This is a genomic window from Clostridium perfringens ATCC 13124 (genome assembly GCF_000013285.1).
In the GTDB taxonomy this organism is placed as follows: Bacteria; Bacillota; Clostridia; order Clostridiales; family Clostridiaceae; genus Sarcina; species Sarcina perfringens.
The window spans coordinates 988230-1010921 of sequence record NC_008261.1 but is presented as its reverse complement, the minus strand read 5'-3'; the positions used below and the strand labels follow the sequence as shown (position 1 = coordinate 1010921).

Genomic DNA, 22692 nt, shown 5'->3' with positions numbered 1-22692 from the left:
TTTATATTGACGATTTTCATTGTATAAGTTTTCATATTCAAAATCATTATTTAATATCACTAAAATAAAAAGGTTTTCTTTATGCAAACGCACAAAGAAAACCTTTTTTTATTTTAATTGACTTACTATATATGCAATCAAAAATTGAAATAAATCTAAATAATTATCAAAGCTTAAGCCTGTTATTTCTTCAATTCTCTCTAGTCTATAATTCAATGTATTTCTATGTATATGTAAGGATTCTGCGGTCTTTTTTCTCTCTCCACTATGCTTCATATAAGATATAAAGGTTTCTAATAATTCTTCTCCCATATTTTCCTCTAATATCTTGTTTTTAATAATTTTCCAATCCTCTTCATCTAAAAAATTATCTAAGTAACTAAAAACCTTTACTTTTTTATAATCATAAAAGAACTCATTTTTATATAATTTACTTCCTATATCTACTGCTTCCACTGCCTCATTCATAGATTTTGATATAATTTTATGTTTTGAGCTTAATCCTATCTTAGAATTTGTGTCACTCATAATTTCCTTTAATTCTTTTAACCTCTTAAAGAGCAAATTATTATCTAACAAAATTACAACTATTCTATTTGAAGTTAAATTTATATAGTACTCATCTTCTTTTATGAACCTTTTTATTTTTTTAATTATTTCCTTAAATTGATCTTTCTGAAACTCCAATACAAGTATTATTCTATCTAATGATATATCAATACCTACATTGGCTCCCCTTTGAATAAATTCTAAGTCATAGGCCTCTTTTGAATACAGCCATTCATAAATAAATTCCTCTTTCAATCTTTCTTTAACTATATGTTTATTCAAAGTGTATTCTTGATTTATTAAAAGTTCAGCAGTAACAGTTACAAGCTGTGTAAATTGCCTAACATTTTTAGGATTTCCTGTTATACCAATAACCCCTATAGCTTTTTCTCTAAAAAATATAGGTGAATTAACTCCAGATTTCACCTTATCCCCATCCTTAGATATTTCAACCACCTTTTTTACCCTTAAGGCTTCTAAAGCACCATTATGTATCATTCCTATTCTACTTGAATCACCACTACCTATTATTACTCCCTTATGATTCATTATGTTTACATTGTAAGGAATAACCTCCATCATTTTATTAACTATATTTTGAGCTAGCTCCCTATTTAACATTATATTGCGCTAAGTATATCCCCTGCTTAAACTTAGCTCCTCCTCTCTTTGAATCTCCCATAATTACACCTTGGAGTATTCTCTATAAGCTTAGATAAACTGATACTAGCAAAATATTTAAACATTTACAATACTTAAAATAAAAAAGGATATGTATCAAAACTAGATAATAAAACTTATAAAAAATATAATCTATTAATTCTCATAATATACTTAAAAGTTTTATTAAAAGTTATTTTGATACATACCATACTATTTTACATATAGTTATTTTCCTACTTGCTATTATTTATTTTCTTAAGGGTAAAATATCCTATAAAGCTAATTTGTATATTTCAAGGATGTCCTCTGTGTTTAATTCTACAAAATGACCTACTGTATGCTCATCATTATCTGTGCATTTTTTAGCCATTTCTTCTAATCTATCTTCACCTATTTCTAACTCTTTTAAAGTTACTGGAAGATTTATTGATTTGAAGAATTCTTCAAGTTTCTTAATTCCTTCTAAGGCAACCTCTTCCTTAGTTTTATCTTCAACTTGAACATCAAATACTCTAGTAGCAAATTGATTGAATCTATCTAAATCATGTTTATAAACAAACTTCATCCAAGCTGGGAATATAACAGCTAATCCTGCTCCGTGAGTAACATCATATATTCCACTTAATTCATGTTCTATATTATGTGATGCCCAATCTGTTTCTCTTCCTGTGCTTAAAAGATTATTATGTGCTATTGTTCCAGCCCACATAACCTCTGCAAAGCTATCATAGTCTTCCTTATTTTTTAATACCTTAGGAACATTATTTATTACTGTTTTCATTGTTCCCTCAATTAATCTATCTATAAGTTCAACATTCTTTGTATTTGTAAAATATCTTTCCATTAAATGTGCTAAAATATCTGCACTTCCAGCTGCTATTTGATATTCTGGTAAAGTAACACATAGTTCTGGATTTAACATTGAAAATTTAGGATATAAAAGTGGTGATCCTGTTGATCTCTTATACCATCCATCTTCATTAGTTATAACAGTTCCTGAACTTGATTCACTTCCTGCCGCTGGTATTGTTAATACTGTACCTAATGGTAAAGCTTTTTCTATTTTAATATTCTTAGTAAAGAAATCCCATACATCTCCATCATAAGGAACACCAAGAGCTATGGCTTTAGCTGAGTCAATAACACTTCCTCCTCCAACTGCAAGTATAAAATCAACTTTACTATTTTTACAAAGTTCTATTCCCTTTTTAACTAAACTTAATCTAGGATTAGGCTTAACTCCTCCAAGTTCTATTACATGTAATCCTGCTTTATTTAAAGAGTCTAAAATTCTATCATATAACCCATTTTTTCTAATACTTCCTCCACCATAATGAAAAAGTACTTTACTAGCTCCTAAGCTTTTAATCTCTTCTCCAACAGAGGATTCAACCCCTCTACCAAAGTTAATTTTAGTAGGATTATAAAAAATAAAATTATTCATTTAACTCACCCTTTCTCTTTTTTCCATATTATTTAAATTAATTACGTTTACAATATTATATATCACTTTTTATTTTAAGTAAAAGATTCTATAAATATATTTTAAAACTCTAATTATGTTTAAAATATGTATATTCACATAAATTTAAAATAAAAACCAACAATATAATAGGAAAATATTGAAATATACATTTTAAAGTATATAATATATTTAAATTATTCTTATGAGAGGTGATTAATTTGATAAATCATAAAGGAACAAAATGCATTTCAACGGAAAGAATAACTCTTAGACCTTTTTGTTATGATGATGCTGAAAATATGTTTAAAAACTGGGTAAATGATCCTGAAGTTACAAAATATCTGTCTTGGACTCCTCACGGAAATTTAAATGTGACTAAGGAATGCTTAGATAATTGGATTAAAGCCTATGAATCTGATGAAAACTATCACTGGGCAATAACCTTAAAAGAAAATCCAAATGAGGTTATTGGAAGTATTGGTGCAGTATTTATTGACAATTATTTAGAACAAGCTCACATAGGTTATTGTCTTAGCAAAAAATATTGGAATAAAGGAATAGTAAGTGAATCTTTAAAAGAAGTTCTTTCTTATTTATTTCAATGTGGTTTCACAAGAATAGAAGCAATACACCATGTTCTTAATCCTGCGTCTGGACAAGTTATGAAAAAATGTGGCATGAAATTTGAGGGCATACTTAGAAAAGCTAGAAAGGATAATAAAGGTGAATTTTTTGATATAGCTCAATATGCTCTATTAAAAACAGATTTAGAGTAAGTACTATAAAAATTCAGTAATACAATTTTTAATCAAACAAAAAAGACAACCCTCCCTCAAAGGTTGCCTTTTCCTTATACCTAATTTCCCCCTTGGCAAGCTATGCTTACCATTTTCTTTAAGTAATTAGAAGTGTTTCTTTTAATTCCCTTATTATCTGTTAGTATTATCCTTCTATATAAATATTACTTAAATTCTTAATTATAATTTAAAGTTTAAAGTTTTTTAAAGGTTTTAATACTCTTTAAATTCTTAACTACTTTAATGTTACTTTTAAAGTATGAACCTCAAATGGTTTAAATGTAAGGTGCATTGTTTCTTTGTTTAATTCCTTTCCATCTATGCTATCTTCTATTAAGTTAACCATTTCTATATTTTCATATGGAACATTTATATTAACTTTAGCCTTAGCATCTTCTCCATGACACTCATATAATCTGATTATCATTTGGTCACCATCTTCAGCTTTTTTAATTGTATCAATTATTACATTTTCACAATCTATTGAAGCCATTGCTTCTTTAACTAGGTTTTCACCTAAGTTTTCACTATAAATTACTTGTATTGGAGCATTAACTTCATGAGCTTCATGAACAACATTTCCTTCAATATAGTCTCCTCTGTGTGGGAATAAGCAATAAGTAAATTCATGCTCTCCTCTATCAGCATTTGAATCTGGATATCCTGGACTTCTTAATAGATTTAAGTCTATTTTAGTTTCTGAGACATTGTGTCCATACTTAGAATCATTTATTAAAGCAACTCCATAATCCCTTTGTGATAAATCTATCCATCTTTGAGCACATATTTCACCCTTAGCCATATCCCATGAAGTATTTCCATGAGTAGGTCTCTTTATTGTACCAAATTGTATTTCACAATCTGCCTCTCTAGTATAAACATTAGTATTGAAAGATGTTCTAAGCATCTTACCATTTTCTTTCCAATCAACCTTTGTTTTAAAGTCGATTCTCTTACTACCTTCTAAAATGCTTATTTCTTGTACTAAAGTAGAATCTCCATATTTATAATTTTGCTTAATAGTTGCCTTTGGTCCATCTACAATAACTTCTGATTTTACTAACTCAAAAATTTCAGATGGTCTATCTTCATAAACTCCTGAGAAGTCCCAAGCATCTCCATTATCTTCATAAACTCTAAGTTCATTTCCTTTTTCATCTCTTAAGACTTCTTTATTTAATTCTTTATCAAAAATTCTTGCAATTGTTCCATTTTCATTAAACTCAACTTTAACTAATCCATTTTCTAAGTTATTTTCTGAAACTTTTAAAGTTGAAATTTCACAATATGGCTCAATTTCTTCTTTTCTGATTGTTTCTCCACTTAAAGAGTTTAAGTTAATCTTTGTCCATCTATCATAAAGCTTAATCCATTGCTCTCTACTCCATGATAAAGAGTTTACTAATATAGCTCCCTCTTCTTTGCTATCTGCACTTTCTAAAATATCTCTATATAACTTTTCAGTCATTCCTTCTACCTTAGCAAGCATCTTTTCATAGGCTTCTACTGACTCGTCATAAACTCTTCCTATTGATGATCCTGGTAAAATATCATGGAATTGATATAAAAGAACTTCCTTCCAAACTTTTTCTATTTCATCTTGAGGATATTCTCCCTTTCCTAAAACTTTAGCTTGCATTGCTGCTAACTCTAAGTTCTTAAGAGCTATTTCCATCTTTCTATTATATTTTTTATTCTTACCATGTGTAGTGTAAGTTCCTTGGTGTTTCTCTAAATATAACTCTCCACTCCACACACTGTATTTATCTATATCTTTTTCTATTCTCTTAAAGAAATTGCTTGAAGGTTCTTGCTTAACAGGAGCTATTCCATTTATATTTCTTTCTCTTCTTAATCTCTCTAAATGCTCTTCTCCTGGGCCACCGCCTCCATCACCAATTCCAAATAGCATTAAGCATTCATCTGATAAGCCTTTATCTAAGAAGGCTTTCTCTGACTTAGCAACAGCCCTTGGTGCAGCTGAACTATTATAAGTTCCCTCTGGTGGCATGTGTGATAATACTCTACTTCCATCTAATCCTTCCCAAACAAAGGTATGATGTGGAAATTGGTTATAATTGTTCCATGATAATTTAATTGTCATGAAATAATCTACACCACTCTTTTTAAGAATTTGTGGAAGAGCTGCTGAATATCCAAATACGTCTGGAAGCCATAAAGTATCCATTTCCTTTTTGAATTCTTCTCTAAAGTATCTCTTTCCATATAATAATTGTCTTACTAAAGATTCTCCTGATGGAACATTAGTATCTGGTTCAACCCACATACCTCCTTGAGCTTCCCATCTTCCATCTTCTATTCTTTCTTTAATTCTTCCATATAAATCTGGATAGTATTCTTTCATCCACTGATAAATTTGAGGTTGGCTTGCTCCAAATACATACTCAGGATATTTTTCCATATTAGCTAAAACTGTTGAATATGTTCTAGCTCCCTTTCTTATAGTTTCCCTTATTGGCCATAACCAAGCTAAATCTATATGAGCATGTCCAATAGCTGAAACTGAAAGTGAAGGATCTCCACCTTTTTTATCTAATTCTTTCTTTAAAATTTCTCTGGCTTTTTTAACTTCTTCTTCATTTAAGATTGTAACTTCTTGTTGAGTAACAACTCCGTCCTTTAAGAAATCACATCCACTCATTCCAGTTTTAATACTTAATACCTTTGATGCTTCATAAAGAGCATTTAATATAGTATTATATCTAGCACTATCTTCTGGTAATTGATTCATAAGTTCATGTAAAACCTCTACATCATAGTAAAGAGCCTTTACTTCTTCATTACAAGTTGCAATATATGCATCTTTTATAATTCCATTATCTCTATATTTACCAAACAAATCGTTACATGCACAATCTGCCCATATATCTATAACTTCTCCACCTTCAGCTCTCTCAAACATAGGAACCTCTCTCTTACCTGGCATTCCTAAGCTTAAATCAAACTCTGAATTTAAAGTTGTAAGCCCTCTCATAGGATTTCCATTCTTATCTACCACAAAGGCTTCCCCACTTATATCTATTAAAAGGACAATCTTTTCTCCTTCATAACTTTTAGGTACTTCTCCCTTAAAGTTAAACCAACCACAGTCCCAAAGTTCTCCCCAAGACTCTCCTATAATTCCTTTTTTATGCTCTCCAGTTAGTCTATTTTCATAACTTACTGGCTCCTTAGTTATATACATATCTATTTCTAAAGGCGCAACCACATTGTATATTGCCTTTTCTAGCTTCTCACACAAACCGTTTACAATATTCTTGCGTTCATTTATCTGAAATAACATTCATCTCACCCCTTGATAAATTTAAAAATCATAAAATAAATCTTTAGAATCCTACCTTAATAATTAAATTAATGGGCTTCTTTTCTTTCGATTCATCTAAATTCTCTATTTTAAAGATATCTTATAAGCAATTAAGTGTAAAGTGGACAAATATTAGTTTTATAGTTCATATTTTTAATAATTGAAATTCAATTTAAAATCTCTTAAATTATAATTTTAACTTTTAAATTTAGATTATATTTTTAACAGTTTAATTTCTATATTCTTTAAATAACTAAAATTAAATTCAAATAAAACTTTTTAATTTTATATTTTAAACTTTTCTTCTAAAAATAATTTTTATCCTAGAAATAAAAAAGGTATAAAATAAATAAGACCAAGGATAGGAAGAAATCTTAAAACCTAAACCTTGATCTCAATTTATTTAAAAAGGATTAAAATAAATCTTTTATAGGTAATATGCTAATTTGCGGAAGAAGTTAATTCTATAAAACAATATAATTTAATCCTTATTAAATACTATAATTAGAATTTATCGCAAACTAGTTCAAAGTATGCTTTTGGATGATGACAAACAGGGCACTTTTCTGGTGCTACTGTTGATTCTAAAATAAATCCACAGTTTTGACATCTCCATAATTGTTTTTCATCTTTTTTAAATATTTCACCATTCTTCAATAGATTATATAATTCTAAATATCTTTCTTCATGGTGCTTTTCTATTTCTCCTACTTTTTCTAATATGAATGCTATTTCATTAAAACCTTCTTCTCTTGCTTCCTTAGCAAACTCAGCATACATATCTGTCCATTCATAGTTTTCTCCACCAGCTGCATCCTTTAGATTATCTAAAGTTTCTCCAACTGTACCATCATTTAAAAATTTAAACCAAATCTTTGCATGAGCCATCTCATTATGAGCAGTTTCTTCAAAGATATCAGCTATCTTATTATATCCTTCTCTTCTAGCTTTCTCTGCATAGAAAGTATATTTATTTCTAGCTTGTGACTCTCCAGCAAAGGCTGTTAAAAGATTCTTTTCTGTTTTACTTCCTTTTAAATCCATGAACTCCACCTCAAAATTTAATTTTATAGTCTATCGATCTTATTTCTAATAAACATCAATACAATTTAATTTTTCCCTTTTTGAGGTTTTATATTCTAAATTTAAAGTTAAAATTTTTAGCTAAAATAAAACAAACTTCTCATTAATAAATACATAGTAAGGTTGAATTAAAAAATCTATAAATAATTTCAATTTATTAAGCTTTTATATAATACGTATTTCCTCTTTAGTTCTATTATTAATTAAATAAACTTCCATATTATCTCTATGGACTTCATTTAAGTTATAGAACATTCTTGACATATAAAACTGATCATGCTTTGAATCCTTATTATATCTTTCATCAATACTACTATATTTTCTTATGGCTAACTCAGTAAACCCAACCCATTTTTCTAAATCAAAACTTCTTTCATAATCTCCACTTATTAACTTTACGGAATATTGATTTGCAATTCTTTTACATTCCTCTTCATCCTTATTACCAACAAAAATATACAGTAATGAACCAAATTCAAAATTTGATAAACTACGAATTTCAAAATCAACATTATCAAAAGTAATTTTTTTATTTAAACTTAAATAATCTTCATCTGTTAAATAAACTTCTTCTTTTATGGATACAGACTTCGCTATATAACTACCATCAGCTGATCTAGCATTAATTGAAAAGCTTAAATTTGCAGGTGAATCCTTATTTTCTTTAGCAATTATTTGTCCAGTTGAAATAATACGTACACTAGAATATTCCCATCTTCTTTCAACATCATTTGAAGATATATAAAATTCTCTCCCTTTAAAGTTCACATTTCCAGTAATATTAACATCTGTACTGTTTATATATCCTCCATCAATCTTTTTTACTGAATAATCAAATAATGCATAGTCTTCAAATACTTTTACTGAATTTATGGTTATATTGTAATCTAAAAACTCTAGTGTGTATGGAAAACCTCCACTTAATTCATTTTCTTTTTCTAATTTTCTATTTACTTCTAAAATTTTTTCAAAGTTACTTGTTTTTTTATTTGATTCATCTTTTAACTTAAATCCAATAAAAATGACTATAGAAAATAAAACTATTCCAATTAATGAGTACACTATCACTCTCTTTGATTTCATTGAAAACTCTCCTTACTATTTCATTTTCTACATGATATCATTTTTTTATATCGTAACTTTAAATCTACTGTTAAATTTATACAAACATAAAAAATGCTTAATAAAGGTATAATATTTCCTTTATTAAGCACTTAAATACAAATTAATTATTTTAGTAAGACCTATTAAATATTTTCTATAAATAATTTATCTAATTGTTTTTCACTTGAAAAGCCTAAATCTTTTAAAGCCTTGTCTATAGCATTTAGGACATAGGTTATATCTTCTATATTTGCATTTTCCCCCATGTGTCCAATTCTTAATAATTTATTTTCATATTTATCTAAGGATGTTGAAATTAGTACATTATATTTTTTATTTAGATGATTTCTTAAGTTTAAAGCACCTATTTCTTCTGGTATTTCCACAGCTGTAACTGTATTTGAATATCCATTTTTTAAGAATAAATCTAATCCATATTCTTTTACTGCCTTTCTAGTTGCTTCTCCAATTTTTCTATGTCTTTCAATAACTTTTTCTTTTCCTTCTTCTAGAATATTGTCTATAGCAACCCTAAGAGAAATAATATCACTTATTGGCATTGTATATGGAAACCACTTATCTTTGTAATAATTTTTCCATATATTCAGATTGCAATAAAAACCTACAATAGGTGTTTCTCTATTTTCCATAACCTTTCTTGCATCATCACTTATACTAACCATAGTAAGTCCTGGCTCTGCTGAAAATGCCTTTTGAGAGCCACCTAGGGCTATATCAATTTGCCATTCATCAACTTTAAATTCTTCTCCTACCATAGCAGAGACAGAATCAACAACTGTCAAAATTCCATAACTCTTAAGTAATGGACAAATTTTATCAACAGGATTTAATACTCCCGTTGGAGTATCACAATGAACAACTGTAGCATATTTAAAATCATTATTATTCTCTAAAAACTTAGATAAAGCTTCAACATCAATCTCTTTAGTATAATCTCCTGAAAAATAAGTTACTTCTCCCCCATACATGGTTACAAAGCCATCAAACCATCTTCCATATAGCCCATTATCTAAAACTAAAACCTTATCTCCTTTTTCAGTTAAGGATGCACAGGCAGCTTCTAACCCTAAAATTCCTTCTCCAGAAAGTATATAGCAATCATTTTTAGTATTTATAATTTCTCCAAACCTATCACAAGTTTCCTTATAGAACTCAACAAAATCCACATCAACATCTGGATTTGTAGTTTTTAAAGCTCTTGCTCTTCTTACATTTTCTCTTAAATTAGTAGGCCCTGGTGTATAAATAGTTTTATTACAATTCATAATTCATTCCTCCAAACACTCTCATTTTTCTCTTGTATAAAAAAATAACACAACTATTCAAAATCACCAATAGAATCGATACAATACAAAAATTAAAAAGGGATGTATATAAAAGTAACTATTAAATAAAATTCAAAAATAAAAACTTTTATAAATTTTGATATTTCCCTTTACACCAAACTCTTAATTTCGTGTTTTTATTATAAAAGGTATTAGTATATAATTAATTTATAGAAATACATTTAAACTAGGAGATGATTTTATGATAAAGCATATAGTAATGTGGAAATTAAAAGATGAAGCTGAAGGAAACTCTAAAGATGAAAACGCTAAAATAATAAAAAACTCACTAGAAGATTTAAAAGGAAAAATTAATGAAATAGTTGATATTGAAGTAGGAATAGATGTTAATAAATCAGAGCAAGCTTATGATGTGGTTTTATATTCAACATTTAATTCTTTAGAGGATTTAGATTCATATCAAAAGAATCCTGACCATGTTAAAGCAGGTTCTTTTGTAAAAAAAGTAGCATCATCAAGAGTTGTTGTAGATTACGAAGTTTAAGTTCATAACATAATAATAAAGCTTACAAACAATATTAAGAGAATATCTAGATGAACTTTAGATTTTAAATTATTAAGTAGAAGATATTGCTTTAAAAAGCTGAGACTGTTAATTTCTTAGGAATACAATCTCTCAAAGTTCCACTTTATAAGTTCAAGAATCCAAATTAAAAATTTGAACTTTTACTTAAAATCTAGTAATTCTCTTAATATGTTTGTAAGCTTTATAAAAAGTTATTTTAATCCAATTTATTAATTTACTCTTTCAAAAATTAAAATCTCTTCTAAGGGTGAATTAAATTCTTTAATCCTTGGCCCTATAATAAATTCATCATTTTTATATTTCCATTTTCCCTTTGGAAAGTTTACTATTCTTTTTCTAGCTCCCTTTTTTATATTAGGTGCTATCATATATTTTTCTCCTAACATAAATTGGTCTTTAATTTCTTCTAAATTTTCATTTGGAAATTCATACTCCATATATCTAACTATTGGCTCTCCACTTCTACTAGATTCTTTTGCTAACTTATAAATATATTCTGAGTATTTAACATGCTCCCAAGCTGCTTTTTTACAAATTTCAAAATTTTCTTTAGATAATACTCTCCAAGGTGCTGCTGAAAATTGCATCATTGGCATAAGGGCTGCACATTGAGCATACCTTACAAACAATTCTTCATCTAAATTAGAACTATTTTCTAAAAAGTTAAGATATTCTCCCCCTCCAATCATATCAGGACAAGTATATGAATATCCTAAAATCCCCTGTGCTAGCTGATTAGGAATAAGTGATGAAACACCATTATATTCCCAACTATGATTTTTATCTGCTAACCTTTGTACTAAAGGTAATCCTGCACATTGAAAACAAGCTCTAAACTCATTAAATTCATAGTTTACTCCTAATAAAGCCCAAAGCTTACTATGTTCATTAGCCTCTATTTTCTTATATGTTAAGTCATTATTACTATAAAAACTAGCATCTCCAGCATCAAATTTAAATCCATCAACTCCATATTCTTCAATCAAAAAATCATTTTGATCTAAATACCATTTAACTGCCTCAGGATTTGTTAAGTCTAGTACTGCTGAATAACCATTCCACCATTTTTTTATTGAAACAGAGCCATCTTTATTTTTTACTAAACAATCTCTATCTCTTAAATATCTAAATTCTTGTGTATCAGGAGTAATAAAGGGACATGTCCATAGCATTACCTTAAAACCTAACTCATGTAATTTATTTATCATTCCTTTAGGATTTTTAAACTTTTCACCATTAAATTTCCATCTTCCATAATAATCACTCCATCCATCATCAATCATTATTATTCCCTTAGGCATACCATTTTCTATTATAGAATTAGCATACTCTAATATTTTTTCCTCTCTTTGATCATATAAAAGTTCAATCCAAGTATTATATTGTGGTTTAGTGAAAAAACGCTTAGGTGGTACTTTACCATTAGGCTTAAAAAATTTATTTGCTGCATGTAAAAAAGCTTCTTTTAAAGTTTCTCCCTCTTCATACAATTGTGGAACAGATTTTTCACTTAAGATTTCTATAACCCCACTATAAACTTTTAAAACAAATCCTGAATCACACCATATATATCTTCCTTTATTAGAAAGTAATATTGTATTAACCTTATTAGGACTCTTATTTGGATAGATATCCACTTCATATTTAGAATTAAAATTAAGTGGATATTTTATGCCATCATTAACCACAGGCCCATACCAATATTCATTTTCATACATTTTAAAAATATAACTTTTTAACTTCCCCATATAACCTACCCTCTCAATTTATTGAATTATACTTTTATAAAAACATAATTTGTAAAATTTATCAATAATTATATTTTAGCTTTTCTTTTCATTTTAAGTTAATTTATATCTAGAAAATATAAAGTTATTTTTTATTAATTTATACAAGGAGTTTAATATGAATAATAGGGTAAATATAAATTATATTTTAAATAGAATATAATTTAAGGAGCTTGATTAAATTCAAGCTCCTTAACTATTTTTATTATATTATTTTTGCTTTAAAGCATTTTTTACTGTTGATTTATATCCAGTATATGTTGCATAGAAATATCCACCATAAACAATTACCATTATTAAGGCAGTTACTAAGGATGAACCCCCTATATCTGGTCTATTAAACATAGTTAGGAATCCATTTACAACTTTTATTGCTACTACTGAGTGAACTAAAGCTACAACTAATGGTAATCCAAAATAAATACTAACCTGTGTAAATATTGATTTATTTATCATCTTTTGAGATACACCAATTCTTCTTAAGGATTTATATCTATCAATACTATCGCTAGCCTCTGATAATTGTTGAAGAGCAAGGACAGCAGTACTTGATATTAAGAATATAACTCCTAAATATATTCCTATAAACAATACTATATTTGTCATTCCATTATTATCTTCATAAATACGTGCTTTTGTATATCCATTTACAAAACCATATTTACTTGAATCAACAACTCCATCTCTATATTCATTGAATAATTTTTGTACTCTTTCTTCCTCATTTGAATTTTTAGGGAAGTTTAGATTAATTTTATTTGCAATAGGCTTTAAATTAGAAACAATATTATCTGGCACTATTAAAGTGAAAAAGTTATTTGTCATTCCAGTACTTTCAAATGCCTCTTTTATAACTTTTTCCTCTCCAATTAAGGCATTATTGGCAACCTTATATTCCTTACCATCAATTTCTATTTTCTCATTGTTTTTAAGAATATTTTTTAAAGTATTCTCTACTTCACCTAAGTTAGATGAAATTAATACTTCGTTATTAGCTAAACTTACTGGTTTTTCACCACTTAAAGCTCTTATATCATTATATGAACTTATACTTATGGCATTTGTTCCCTTATAAGTCATTGCTTCTACTATATCTTTTATATTTTTACCTTCTGCATTTTTATTTAATAAGCTTTCTAAATTAGTTTTTTCTAATTTATATTCATTATATGAAACAATTTTATCCTCTGGATTAAATTTAAATCCTAACTCTCTTATTGATTCTTCAGCAGTTTTTATTTTACTATCCTCATCAATGTAATAAGTAGCAGATGCATCAAAAGGAGTTGTATTTTCTAATCCTTTTTCTAAGGCATTTTTAAAACTTAAACCAGTTGCTAATGTACTTATTGTTAAGAATAACATAAGACATATTACTGTCATTGATAAAAAGTTAGTATTTATCTTGCTATTCATTTGTCTTAATACAAAAATATTTAATCCTTTTAAGTAAACATTCTTATTTCTTTGTAAAACATATAAAACAAATCCTGCTAAACTAAAGAATAAAAGTAATGTTCCTAAAACTCCTAATACTATTGACCCTAAGAACATACTATTTGTAGGATCTAATCCAACTTTAATTACTAATTTATACGCAACTCCTAATAATCCTAAAGATATAAAGAAGATTATTGCTGTTAATATTGGATTTTTTATTTTTATATCCTCATTCTTCTTTGCAGCTGTTAACATATCTATAAGTTTATACTTTGAAATTACAAAAGTATTAAAGATCATAACTAAGATAAAAATTATACCAAAGTATAAAACAGTTTTTAAAATAGCATCAGTTTGATAATAAGAATTTATAATTACTTAGAGATACTTCAAATAATTTAGATGCAAAGGCAGATATTCCTTGAGAAACTATTATACCTACTCCTAAGCCTACAACTAATGATATAATTCCTACTAGAGCTGTTTCATATGTAAGTATTTTTGAAATTTTGTTTTTTCCCATACCAAGGGTCATATATATACCTAATTCTTTTTTACGCTTTTTAACTAAAAAGTTATTTGCATAAAGAATTAATCCACCTAAAACACAAGATATAAATACAGATATTCCAGATATTAACCTTTGTAATATGTTTATATATTCAGCCTGTCTTTTTCCAAGTTCTAAAAAGGCTTTTTGATCTCCTATGGAGTTAAATGCATAGAATATACATACTCCAAGAGTTAATGTTAGAAAATATATTGAATAATCTTTAAAGCTCTTTCTAACATTGTTTAAAGCAATCTTAAAATACATCCCTATCATCCCCTCCAAGAAGTGTTATAACCTCAATAATTCTATCGAAAAATTCCTTTCTTGAATCTGTTCCTCTTACTAATTCATTAAATATTTTTCCATCTTTTATAAATAAAATCCTATGAGCATAGCTTGCTGTAAAAGCATCATGAGTTACCATAAGTATTGTAGCTTCTAAATCCTTATTTAAACTTTCAAAAGAATCTAAAAGCATTCTAGCTGACTTTGAATCTAAAGCTCCTGTTGGCTCATCAGCTAAAATTAATGATGGATTAGTAACAATTGCTCTAGCTGAAGCAACCCTTTGTTTTTGTCCACCTGATATTTGATATGGGAACTTATTTAATATTCCATCTATTCCTAAACTCTTTGCAACTTTTTTAATAAGAGCATCTATTTCCTTAGGCTTTTTACCTTGTATTGTTAATGCTAAAGCTATATTTTCATAAGCTGTTAAGGTATCTAATAAATTAAAATCTTGGAATATGAATCCTAACTCATCTCTTCTAAACTTCTCTAGTTCCTTTGATTTTAATTTTGTAATATCCTTTCCATTAATAACTATACTTCCTGTAGTAACATTATCTATAGTTGATATACAATTAAGCAATGTTGTCTTACCACTTCCTGATGGTCCCATTATTCCAACGAACTCACCCTTATCAACCTTAAAGTTAATATTGTCTATTGCTTTTGTTATGTTATCTTTGTTTCCATAATACTTTTCTATATTTTCAACACTTAAAATATTTTTCATATCCTGTTCCTCCTCGTTTCATCTTACAATGTTATTTTATCCTCTTTAATAGAAATCACATATTTATTTATCTTTCATGAACCTTACAATGTTGTAAGATTTCCTTAGAAGAAAATATTTAATAAATAATAGAAGTTAAAATAAAAAATGATTATGATATTCAATATATTATTATAAAAATTACACAAAAAGAAATAACTCTACTTAAACCTTATAAGTAGAGTTATTTCTTAACTTAATTTCTTTTATATAATCTTAAGAAATCATCTTTTAATATCTATATCTATTATATCCACCAAGTGAAGTATTATCTTTATCGAACCAAGAATCTAAAAGTTCAAACCAGTTACCAACTTTATTTATTTTTGGATCTAATCCATCTTTACACCATGATAGTTTTCCATATCCACTTCTTAATCTATAAGCATTAGTGTCTAAAGGATTGTACCATCTTTGAATAGCCCAATGTGGTATCGCTTGTCCAGAATATTGATCATAATAATTTCTATTACCATCAGGAAGGAAAATACTTATACCATTTTTCCCTTCTTTGAAGCCTTTAAAGTCATTACCTGCAAATGAATATAAAATTAATTGGTCAACATTTTTCATAACATTCTTTGATAATTTTTTAGTAGTTTCATTAAATTCATCACTTAAACTAATTTTTTCACATAAATCATATAAATCAAAGTATGGATATTCAATCCATTCATATTCATCATAATTCTTAAAATAGTGCATAGTTGGTGCATTTTTTCCTGTACCTCTTAAGCTTTCAATAGCATCTTTTTTATTATTTTTACTTAAATTTCTAGCTAAAGTATCAACTGATTTTTTAACTTTTTCAATTTTTGAAAGATCGTAGCAACTTAGTTGTTGATCTGTTACTCCACAGCTATTTACAGAATCACGCTGCTCTTCTACAAATAAGGCACCAAGTTCATTATTTGTAACTGTAGATGGATCAAATATTTTTTCTTTTCCTCCTAAAGTAGAATCAACTTCTCCATTGTCACCTTTAGTAGATCTTAAACGAGAAAATATTTTGTCATAAGGATATCCAAAACCCCAAACAACTGGTGCTGATGCTACAAGTGTTTTAGCTTCAAAACTTCCATTATTAGGTCTATATTGATAAGCTACCTCTGAATTTCCCATTAGACAAGCATCAAATACTAAAACATCAACAGATTCATCCTTAGTTAAAACATCTGAAATTTCACCAGTATAAAGACAATCTTTGTTGTTACTATCATCCCAGCATATTGCCTTATTTACAGTACTAGCTCTATCTTTATCATCCTTAGCCCCACCACCATGGTTAGACATGATTAACATATACTTATCAGCTTCATAGTTCTTTTTACAGAATTTAATGAATTTTTTTAAAGTATTAGCATCTCCCATGTTAGCTTCATAATTACTTGTAGTAGTTATCTCTGGAAATTCACTTTTCCCACTAATTCTTTCAGCAGAATTTTCACCTATTTTATAAAGTCTTGTGTCTTCAAAATTAGAACCTAACACTTTTGAATCATTAGAATAACCAGGAATTCTATCAACTAATACTATAATATTTAGATTAGGATTATTTTTATAACCCTCTTTCATTTCTTCAATATCATTAAGTATGTACTCTTCTAGGTTATTATCACAATCAGCATATACCATAACCGTTAGTTTTTTATCACCTTCAGTCTTTTCGGCCTCTTTAATTTTCTCTGATACAGTTTTATGCTTTTGTCTTGGAGCAGCACTTACTGTTGAAACTCCTCCTAATAGAACGCTACCAATGGTAATAGTAGCCATCAATAATGATAACTTTTTCTTAAACATATACATCCCCCTCTGAAAATTAACATTAAGTTAACATTAAGTTAATACTAATTTAATATTAATTTAATATATGAAATTTTCAATACAATTTGCATAACTGGTCAAAATTTATACATAACTGGTTATAATAATCTATTATTTAAGTTTATAAATATACAAAAAGCATTTAATTTTTGGGGATATTATGAATAGCAAAAAATTCATAAATAATTTTTTAGCTATTCAGTAATATATTTATTTACTAAAACTAAATAAAAGACTAGAGTTTTATCTAGTCTTTTATTTTTATTGATATTTACCTTATATATTAAAATTTAATAAGTTAATACAGTATCTTTAATTTTTAAACTTTGTCTAAACTGCTCTGCTTCTGGTTCTTTTTTAAATTCTACAGTTTTATCAAAATTTTCTTTAACCACTTTTTCTATTTCCTCTAAAGTAACATTGAAAAACTCCCTTCTTTGATTCACCATATTTAATTTCTTATAACAACTTATTTTTAATATAATTATATAAAATAAAAAATACCGCATACTCAATTTGAATAGTACGGTATAAATAATTCTTAATTTATTAAAACATATTCCTATTATCTTCAATAAAATCTTTTTGTTTATTCAAATATTCAATTAATGGTCTTACATTATCATTTGTAGATTCACCTAAAGCTTTTTTATATTCAGTTGAACTTTCGCCATTCATATATTTAAATGGTAATCTATTATCAAGCAATTGTTTTAAGAATATAAATCTACCAATTCTCCCATTACCATCTTGAAATGGATGTATTCTTTCAAATACCAAATGAAATTTTGCTATTTCTTCTAAAGTTGCTTCTTTTAAATTATTAAATCTATTTATTAAAACATTAAGTTTATCTTCAACTTCCCAAGGATTCGCAGTTTCAAAATTAGCTCCTAATATTTTATTAGCATATTTTTTAAAAACTCCTGCTAATCCTAAATCATATAATCTAGTTCTATACATTAAACTAGCATGCCACTCTTTTAGCATTTCTAAAGTTAAAGGTTTATCTAAACTATCAATAACTAAATCAAATGTATAAAATGAATTAACAGTTTCCTGTACATCATCTAATGTATGAGTTCCTGTAACTATATTTTTTTCCATAAGCATTTGTAAAGCTTCTTTTGTAAATGTACTTCCTTCTATTTTATTAGAATTATAAATAAAATCATATTTTAATATCTCATTTAATGAATTATGAATTCCCTTAGTTTCCTTTAATATTTTTAGAAATTTCTCATAATGTTCATTATTCATTTTAATCTCTACACCTCCATTAACTAAATTCTCATATGTTCTTTCATTTTAAAGTTTATAATACATCCATTAATAATTATAATGCTATTATCTTACTCAATTACTTTTACTAAACTCTTGAGATTATCTAAGTTTCTAATATCTAAATATCATATTTTATTTATAGTATTTCGGACTCTTTATTTTTAGGTTTAAGAACACTAAATATCATATAGTTAATCTAAAAATACAATTAGTTTTCATTATTTAAACTAATTGTATTTTTAAATTCAAATTTATTTCATTAATTCGCTATTATGGCATCTCCTATTGGGAAAATTATGCTAACTTCTGTTCCTTCATTCTCTTTTGAAGTTATTTTTAAGCCTAACCCTAATTTATCACAAAGATTTTTGCATAGGTATAACCCCATGCCTGTAGATTTAGTAAATCTTCTTCCATTTTCTCCAGTAAAGCCTTTTTCAAAAACTCTACCTAAGTCTTTATTAGGTATTCCAACACCACTATCTTTTATTTTAAGAGTTATGCTGTTTTTAGATTTATTTGCAAATATTTTGACTCTACTATTTTTGGAACTATATTTTATTGAGTTATTTATAACTTGATTTATTATAAATTCAACCCATTTTTCATCACTATAAACCTTGTAATCTAAATCTTCTAAGTATATAGCTATTCTCTTATTTATGAAATCCCTAGAATTTTTCTTAATTACATTTCTTACACTTTTCCCTAAGGAAAATTCTTTTACAATATAATCTTTGCTAACATCTGTACTTCTAGCATAATATAAAGCTTGATCTATGTATTCTTCAATTTTCTTTATTTCCTTTTTGATATTTTCACTAGACTCACTCTCATTATTTTCTAAAATAAGCCTAGTAGAAGCTATTGGAGTTTTTATCTCATGAACCCATGTTTCTATATATTCTCTATATTCTTTTTGCTCAAGTATATATTTTTTAACATGCTCATGCATATCTTTATCAGTTTCTTTTAAAACCTCATATAAAAATTTACCATGATAGAAATTTGGTTCTTCTATTACCTCAGGTAATAGGTACTTTCTGTCTAATTTATCTAAAGTAATGCTTATGTTATCATAAAATTTTTTACTCTTGTAAAAATCTAAAATTATATATGTAAAAAGAGGAATAAACCAAAAGCATCCTATTAAGAATATTATTCCTGAACCAACATTGCCTATGAACAATAAAACTGCTATAGTAGCAAAAATTATAAAGTTTACAATTAAAAAGAATATTTTTTCCTCAAAGTAATCCCTTAGTTTCATGGCATAATATACCCTAATCCCCTTCTAGTTTCTATAGCACCTTTTACTCCAACCTCTTCTAATTTTTTTCTAAGTCTAGTTACATTTACTGAAAGTGTGTTATCATCTACAAAAATATCTGAGTTCCACATATAATCCATAAGATCTTCCCTTGAAACAACATTTCCTTTATTTTTTAAAAGATGTGATAATATCTTAAGTTCATTTTTAGTTAACTCTTCTTCTTTTCCTCTGCAAGAAATTGTTCCATTAGATAAATTAAGCTTTAAATCACCATATGTTAAAACTTCTTGCTCTGATAAAGAATAGGTTCTTCTAAGTAATGAGGCTATTCTAGCTAATAAAACTTGAGTATTATAAGGCTTTGTTATAAAATCATCAGCTCCTAAATTCATGCTCATAATTTCATCCATATCACTATCTCTACTTGTAACTATTATTATAGGCACATTAGAATCTTTTCTTATTTCTCTACAAATATGATATCCATCAAAATAAGGTAAGTTTATATCTAATAGGATTAAATCTGAATTATTTTCTTTAACATACTCTAATATATTTTCAAAATCTGTTGGAGCTAAAACTTCATATCCATATCTAGTAAGAAGTTTTGTAAGTTCTTCTCTTATGGTATCTGTGTCTTCAATTATAAGAATTCTCTTCATACTAACCAGTCCTTCCATTATAATTAATTTTATAATATTCTTTCTTAACAGATAAAATTTTAAAGCTATATATTAAGCTTTCTTAAAGTATTACGATTTTATTGTCTTTAATTTATTATATAAAAAAAACTGTATTAAAGCACTTTTTAATTTAAGTTACCTAATACAGTCATAATGAAAAATACTATTAATTACACAATATAGTTTCTATAAATTTTTAATCTATAAATTATACAAGATGTGCTTCCTTTTAATATGTTTGATATTGCAATGCTCCACCAAACTCCATTTATCCCTAAAAACTTTACTAAAACTAAGGCCATAGGAATTCTTAACATAGTAAAGATTATACTTATGGCTGATGGTATTTTAGGAAGTCCTAATCCTGAGAATACCCCATTTGATATCATCTCAAAACTACTAAATATCTGAACTATTCCAAGTACTCTTAAATAACTGCTTCCAATTATTATTGTAGCCTCATCCTTAACAAATAATCCTACTAATAATCCTGGAATACAAATAAATAAGGCTGAAACAAGTACTGAGTATATAGCTCCTAAAAGCAAGGCTTTCTTATACCCTTCATTTACTCTATTTAGTTTCTTTGCTCCATAATTTTGTCCTGTAAATCCTGCTATAGCCCCGTTTAATCCTCCAATTACCATAAAGCTTACAGATTCTATTTGAAGCCCTATTTTCTGAGCTGCTATAGCATCTGCTCCAAAGCTAGCTATAATTCTAGCTAATATAATATTCACTAAGGTAAAAAGTACCCTTTGAGATGCCATAGGAAATCCTAATCTAGCTATTTCTCTTACTTTTTCATAGTTTATTTTCTTTTTTAAATCTATTTTAAATATTCCTTTTCCATAATATATATACATAAAAAACATAAGTATATTGGCAAGTAAGGTTGCCACTGCTGCTCCAAAAACACCAAGTTTAAAGGTATATATTAATATTGGATCTAATATCATATTTAAAATTATACCTGTAGCACTTATTTTTAAAGCTAATTTATTATTACCAAAGCTAGCTAATATTCTAGTAAAAAGATAATTAAAAAAGCTAAAAAATAATACTGGAGCACTTACAGCTAAATATATATAAGAATCTCTTTCAACTAAGGGATCATTTAAATTTAAAAATCCTATGAATCCTTTTCCAAAAACCACTAATACTAATGCATATATTAGTCCTATAAGAAAATTCATTATAATACCATTTCTTATATAATCCTCTGTCTCTATTTCATTTTTTCTCCCTACTTCATGAGAAACCTTAATTCCAGTTCCCGTAACTACTAAGGCATTTATAGAATATCCTAGTCCTAAAAAAAAGCTTGAAGAGCCAATACTAGCCACTGCACTACTTCCAAGACCTCCAACCCAAAACATATCTATAAGCCCATAAGCAAACTGAAGGAATGAACTTCCCATAATAGGAAGAGCTAAGGTGGTAAGGACACTTAGTACCTTACCCTTGGTTAAATCTATTTTCTTCATTTACCCTTTCTCCTATTTAAATTTGCCCATTTTTTATACGACTTACTAAATCTTCTACCTTTTCTTTTATTTTATCTCTTGTGTATATAAACTCTTCATCACTCTTTCCACTTGGATCCTCCAACCCCCAATCTTCCCTATGCTTGCAAGGTAATGTTGGACAGGAAACATTACATCCCATAGTTATAACTATATCCACCTCTGGAATTTCTCTTAATAATTTTGGTTTTTGAGTTAATTCCATATCCACTCCAATTTCTTTCATTATTCTAACAGCATCTTGATTTATTTTATCTCTTTCCTCAGTACCTGCGGAATAACTTTCAAAGACATTTAATCCTAGTATTTTCCCAAAGGCTTCTGCCATTTGTGATCTACAAGAATTGTGTACACATATAAAGGCTACTTTTTTCATAATTCTT

Annotated in this window: 17 protein-coding genes and 1 pseudogene; 2 read left to right on the top strand and 16 right to left on the bottom strand. The window is 27.4% G+C overall.

Annotated elements, in window-relative coordinates; translation table 11 throughout:
- Nucleotides 1-108: 108 nt before the first annotated feature.
- Both CPF_RS04210 and CPF_RS04205 read right to left on the bottom strand, forming a co-directional pair.
- Nucleotides 109-1170: a CdaR family transcriptional regulator gene (locus CPF_RS04210; RefSeq protein WP_003449241.1), complete on the bottom strand. Its 1062-nt coding sequence runs from the start codon at nucleotides 1168-1170 to the stop codon at nucleotides 109-111.
- 313 nt (nucleotides 1171-1483) lie between these two features.
- Nucleotides 1484-2656 carry an iron-containing alcohol dehydrogenase gene (locus CPF_RS04205; RefSeq protein WP_003455707.1) on the bottom strand — a complete coding sequence of 391 codons (1173 nt, stop codon included), beginning with the start codon at nucleotides 2654-2656 and terminating at the stop codon, nucleotides 1484-1486.
- Between the two features lie 239 nt (nucleotides 2657-2895).
- Here CPF_RS04205 and CPF_RS04200 point away from each other — a divergent pair, with 239 nt between their 5' ends.
- Nucleotides 2896-3453, top strand: a complete 558-nt coding sequence (locus CPF_RS04200; protein WP_003480605.1) for a GNAT family N-acetyltransferase — start codon at nucleotides 2896-2898, stop codon at nucleotides 3451-3453.
- Nucleotides 3454-3709: 256 nt separating this feature from the next.
- Here CPF_RS04200 and CPF_RS04195 read toward each other — a convergent pair whose 3' ends face one another.
- From CPF_RS04195 to CPF_RS04180, 4 genes are all read right to left on the bottom strand, one after another.
- Complete coding sequence (locus CPF_RS04195; RefSeq protein WP_011590402.1) at nucleotides 3710-6778, bottom strand: alpha-mannosidase; 3069 nt, start codon at nucleotides 6776-6778, stop codon at nucleotides 3710-3712.
- Nucleotides 6779-7303: 525 nt separating this feature from the next.
- Nucleotides 7304-7843, bottom strand: coding sequence for a rubrerythrin (gene rbr / locus CPF_RS04190; protein WP_003477208.1), 540 nt, complete (start codon nucleotides 7841-7843; stop codon nucleotides 7304-7306).
- A gap of 204 nt (nucleotides 7844-8047) precedes the next feature.
- Nucleotides 8048-8965 (bottom strand): hypothetical protein, encoded by a 918-nt coding sequence (locus CPF_RS04185; RefSeq protein ID WP_003477206.1) that lies wholly within the window; start codon nucleotides 8963-8965, stop codon nucleotides 8048-8050.
- Nucleotides 8966-9129: 164 nt separating this feature from the next.
- Complete coding sequence (locus CPF_RS04180) at nucleotides 9130-10272, bottom strand: pyridoxal-phosphate-dependent aminotransferase family protein (protein WP_011590401.1); 1143 nt, start codon at nucleotides 10270-10272, stop codon at nucleotides 9130-9132.
- Between the two features lie 262 nt (nucleotides 10273-10534).
- Between CPF_RS04180 and CPF_RS04175 the strand changes: the two genes are divergently transcribed.
- Nucleotides 10535-10837 carry a Dabb family protein gene (locus CPF_RS04175; RefSeq protein WP_011590400.1) on the top strand — a complete coding sequence of 101 codons (303 nt, stop codon included), beginning with the start codon at nucleotides 10535-10537 and terminating at the stop codon, nucleotides 10835-10837.
- A gap of 251 nt (nucleotides 10838-11088) precedes the next feature.
- Here CPF_RS04175 and CPF_RS04170 read toward each other — a convergent pair whose 3' ends face one another.
- The 10 genes and pseudogenes from CPF_RS04170 to CPF_RS04130 form a co-directional block, all read right to left on the bottom strand.
- Nucleotides 11089-12627: a glycoside hydrolase family 31 protein gene (locus CPF_RS04170; protein ID WP_041702632.1), complete on the bottom strand. Its 1539-nt coding sequence runs from the start codon at nucleotides 12625-12627 to the stop codon at nucleotides 11089-11091.
- A gap of 249 nt (nucleotides 12628-12876) precedes the next feature.
- Nucleotides 12877-14923, bottom strand: a pseudogene (locus tag CPF_RS04165) (FtsX-like permease family protein).
- Nucleotides 14913-15680 (bottom strand): ABC transporter ATP-binding protein, encoded by a 768-nt coding sequence (locus CPF_RS04160; RefSeq protein ID WP_011590398.1) that lies wholly within the window; start codon nucleotides 15678-15680, stop codon nucleotides 14913-14915. Before CPF_RS04160 ends, CPF_RS04165 begins: the two are co-directional and overlap by 11 nt.
- A 270-nt stretch (nucleotides 15681-15950) precedes the next feature.
- Nucleotides 15951-17519, bottom strand: coding sequence for a clostripain (gene cloSI, locus CPF_RS04155; RefSeq protein WP_011590397.1), 1569 nt, complete (start codon nucleotides 17517-17519; stop codon nucleotides 15951-15953).
- Nucleotides 17520-17833: 314 nt separating this feature from the next.
- Nucleotides 17834-17992 (bottom strand): hypothetical protein, encoded by a 159-nt coding sequence (locus CPF_RS14825; RefSeq protein ID WP_206527629.1) that lies wholly within the window; start codon nucleotides 17990-17992, stop codon nucleotides 17834-17836.
- Nucleotides 17993-18092: 100 nt separating this feature from the next.
- Nucleotides 18093-18803: a Fic family protein gene (locus CPF_RS04150; RefSeq protein ID WP_011590395.1), complete on the bottom strand. Its 711-nt coding sequence runs from the start codon at nucleotides 18801-18803 to the stop codon at nucleotides 18093-18095.
- Nucleotides 18804-19086: 283 nt separating this feature from the next.
- Nucleotides 19087-20097: a sensor histidine kinase gene (locus CPF_RS04145; RefSeq protein ID WP_011590394.1), complete on the bottom strand. Its 1011-nt coding sequence runs from the start codon at nucleotides 20095-20097 to the stop codon at nucleotides 19087-19089.
- The gene (locus CPF_RS04140) at nucleotides 20094-20762 is read right to left on the bottom strand and encodes a response regulator transcription factor (RefSeq protein WP_003449171.1); all 669 of its coding nucleotides are present in this window, start codon (nucleotides 20760-20762) and stop codon (nucleotides 20094-20096) included. Before CPF_RS04140 ends, CPF_RS04145 begins: the two co-directional genes overlap by 4 nt.
- Before the next feature lie 191 nt (nucleotides 20763-20953).
- Nucleotides 20954-22270, bottom strand: a complete 1317-nt coding sequence (locus CPF_RS04135; RefSeq protein WP_011590393.1) for an MATE family efflux transporter — start codon at nucleotides 22268-22270, stop codon at nucleotides 20954-20956.
- Nucleotides 22271-22286: 16 nt separating this feature from the next.
- Nucleotides 22287-22685 carry an arsenate reductase ArsC gene (locus tag CPF_RS04130; RefSeq protein WP_003455733.1) on the bottom strand — a complete coding sequence of 133 codons (399 nt, stop codon included), beginning with the start codon at nucleotides 22683-22685 and terminating at the stop codon, nucleotides 22287-22289.
- Between the last annotated feature and the right edge of the window lie 7 nt (nucleotides 22686-22692).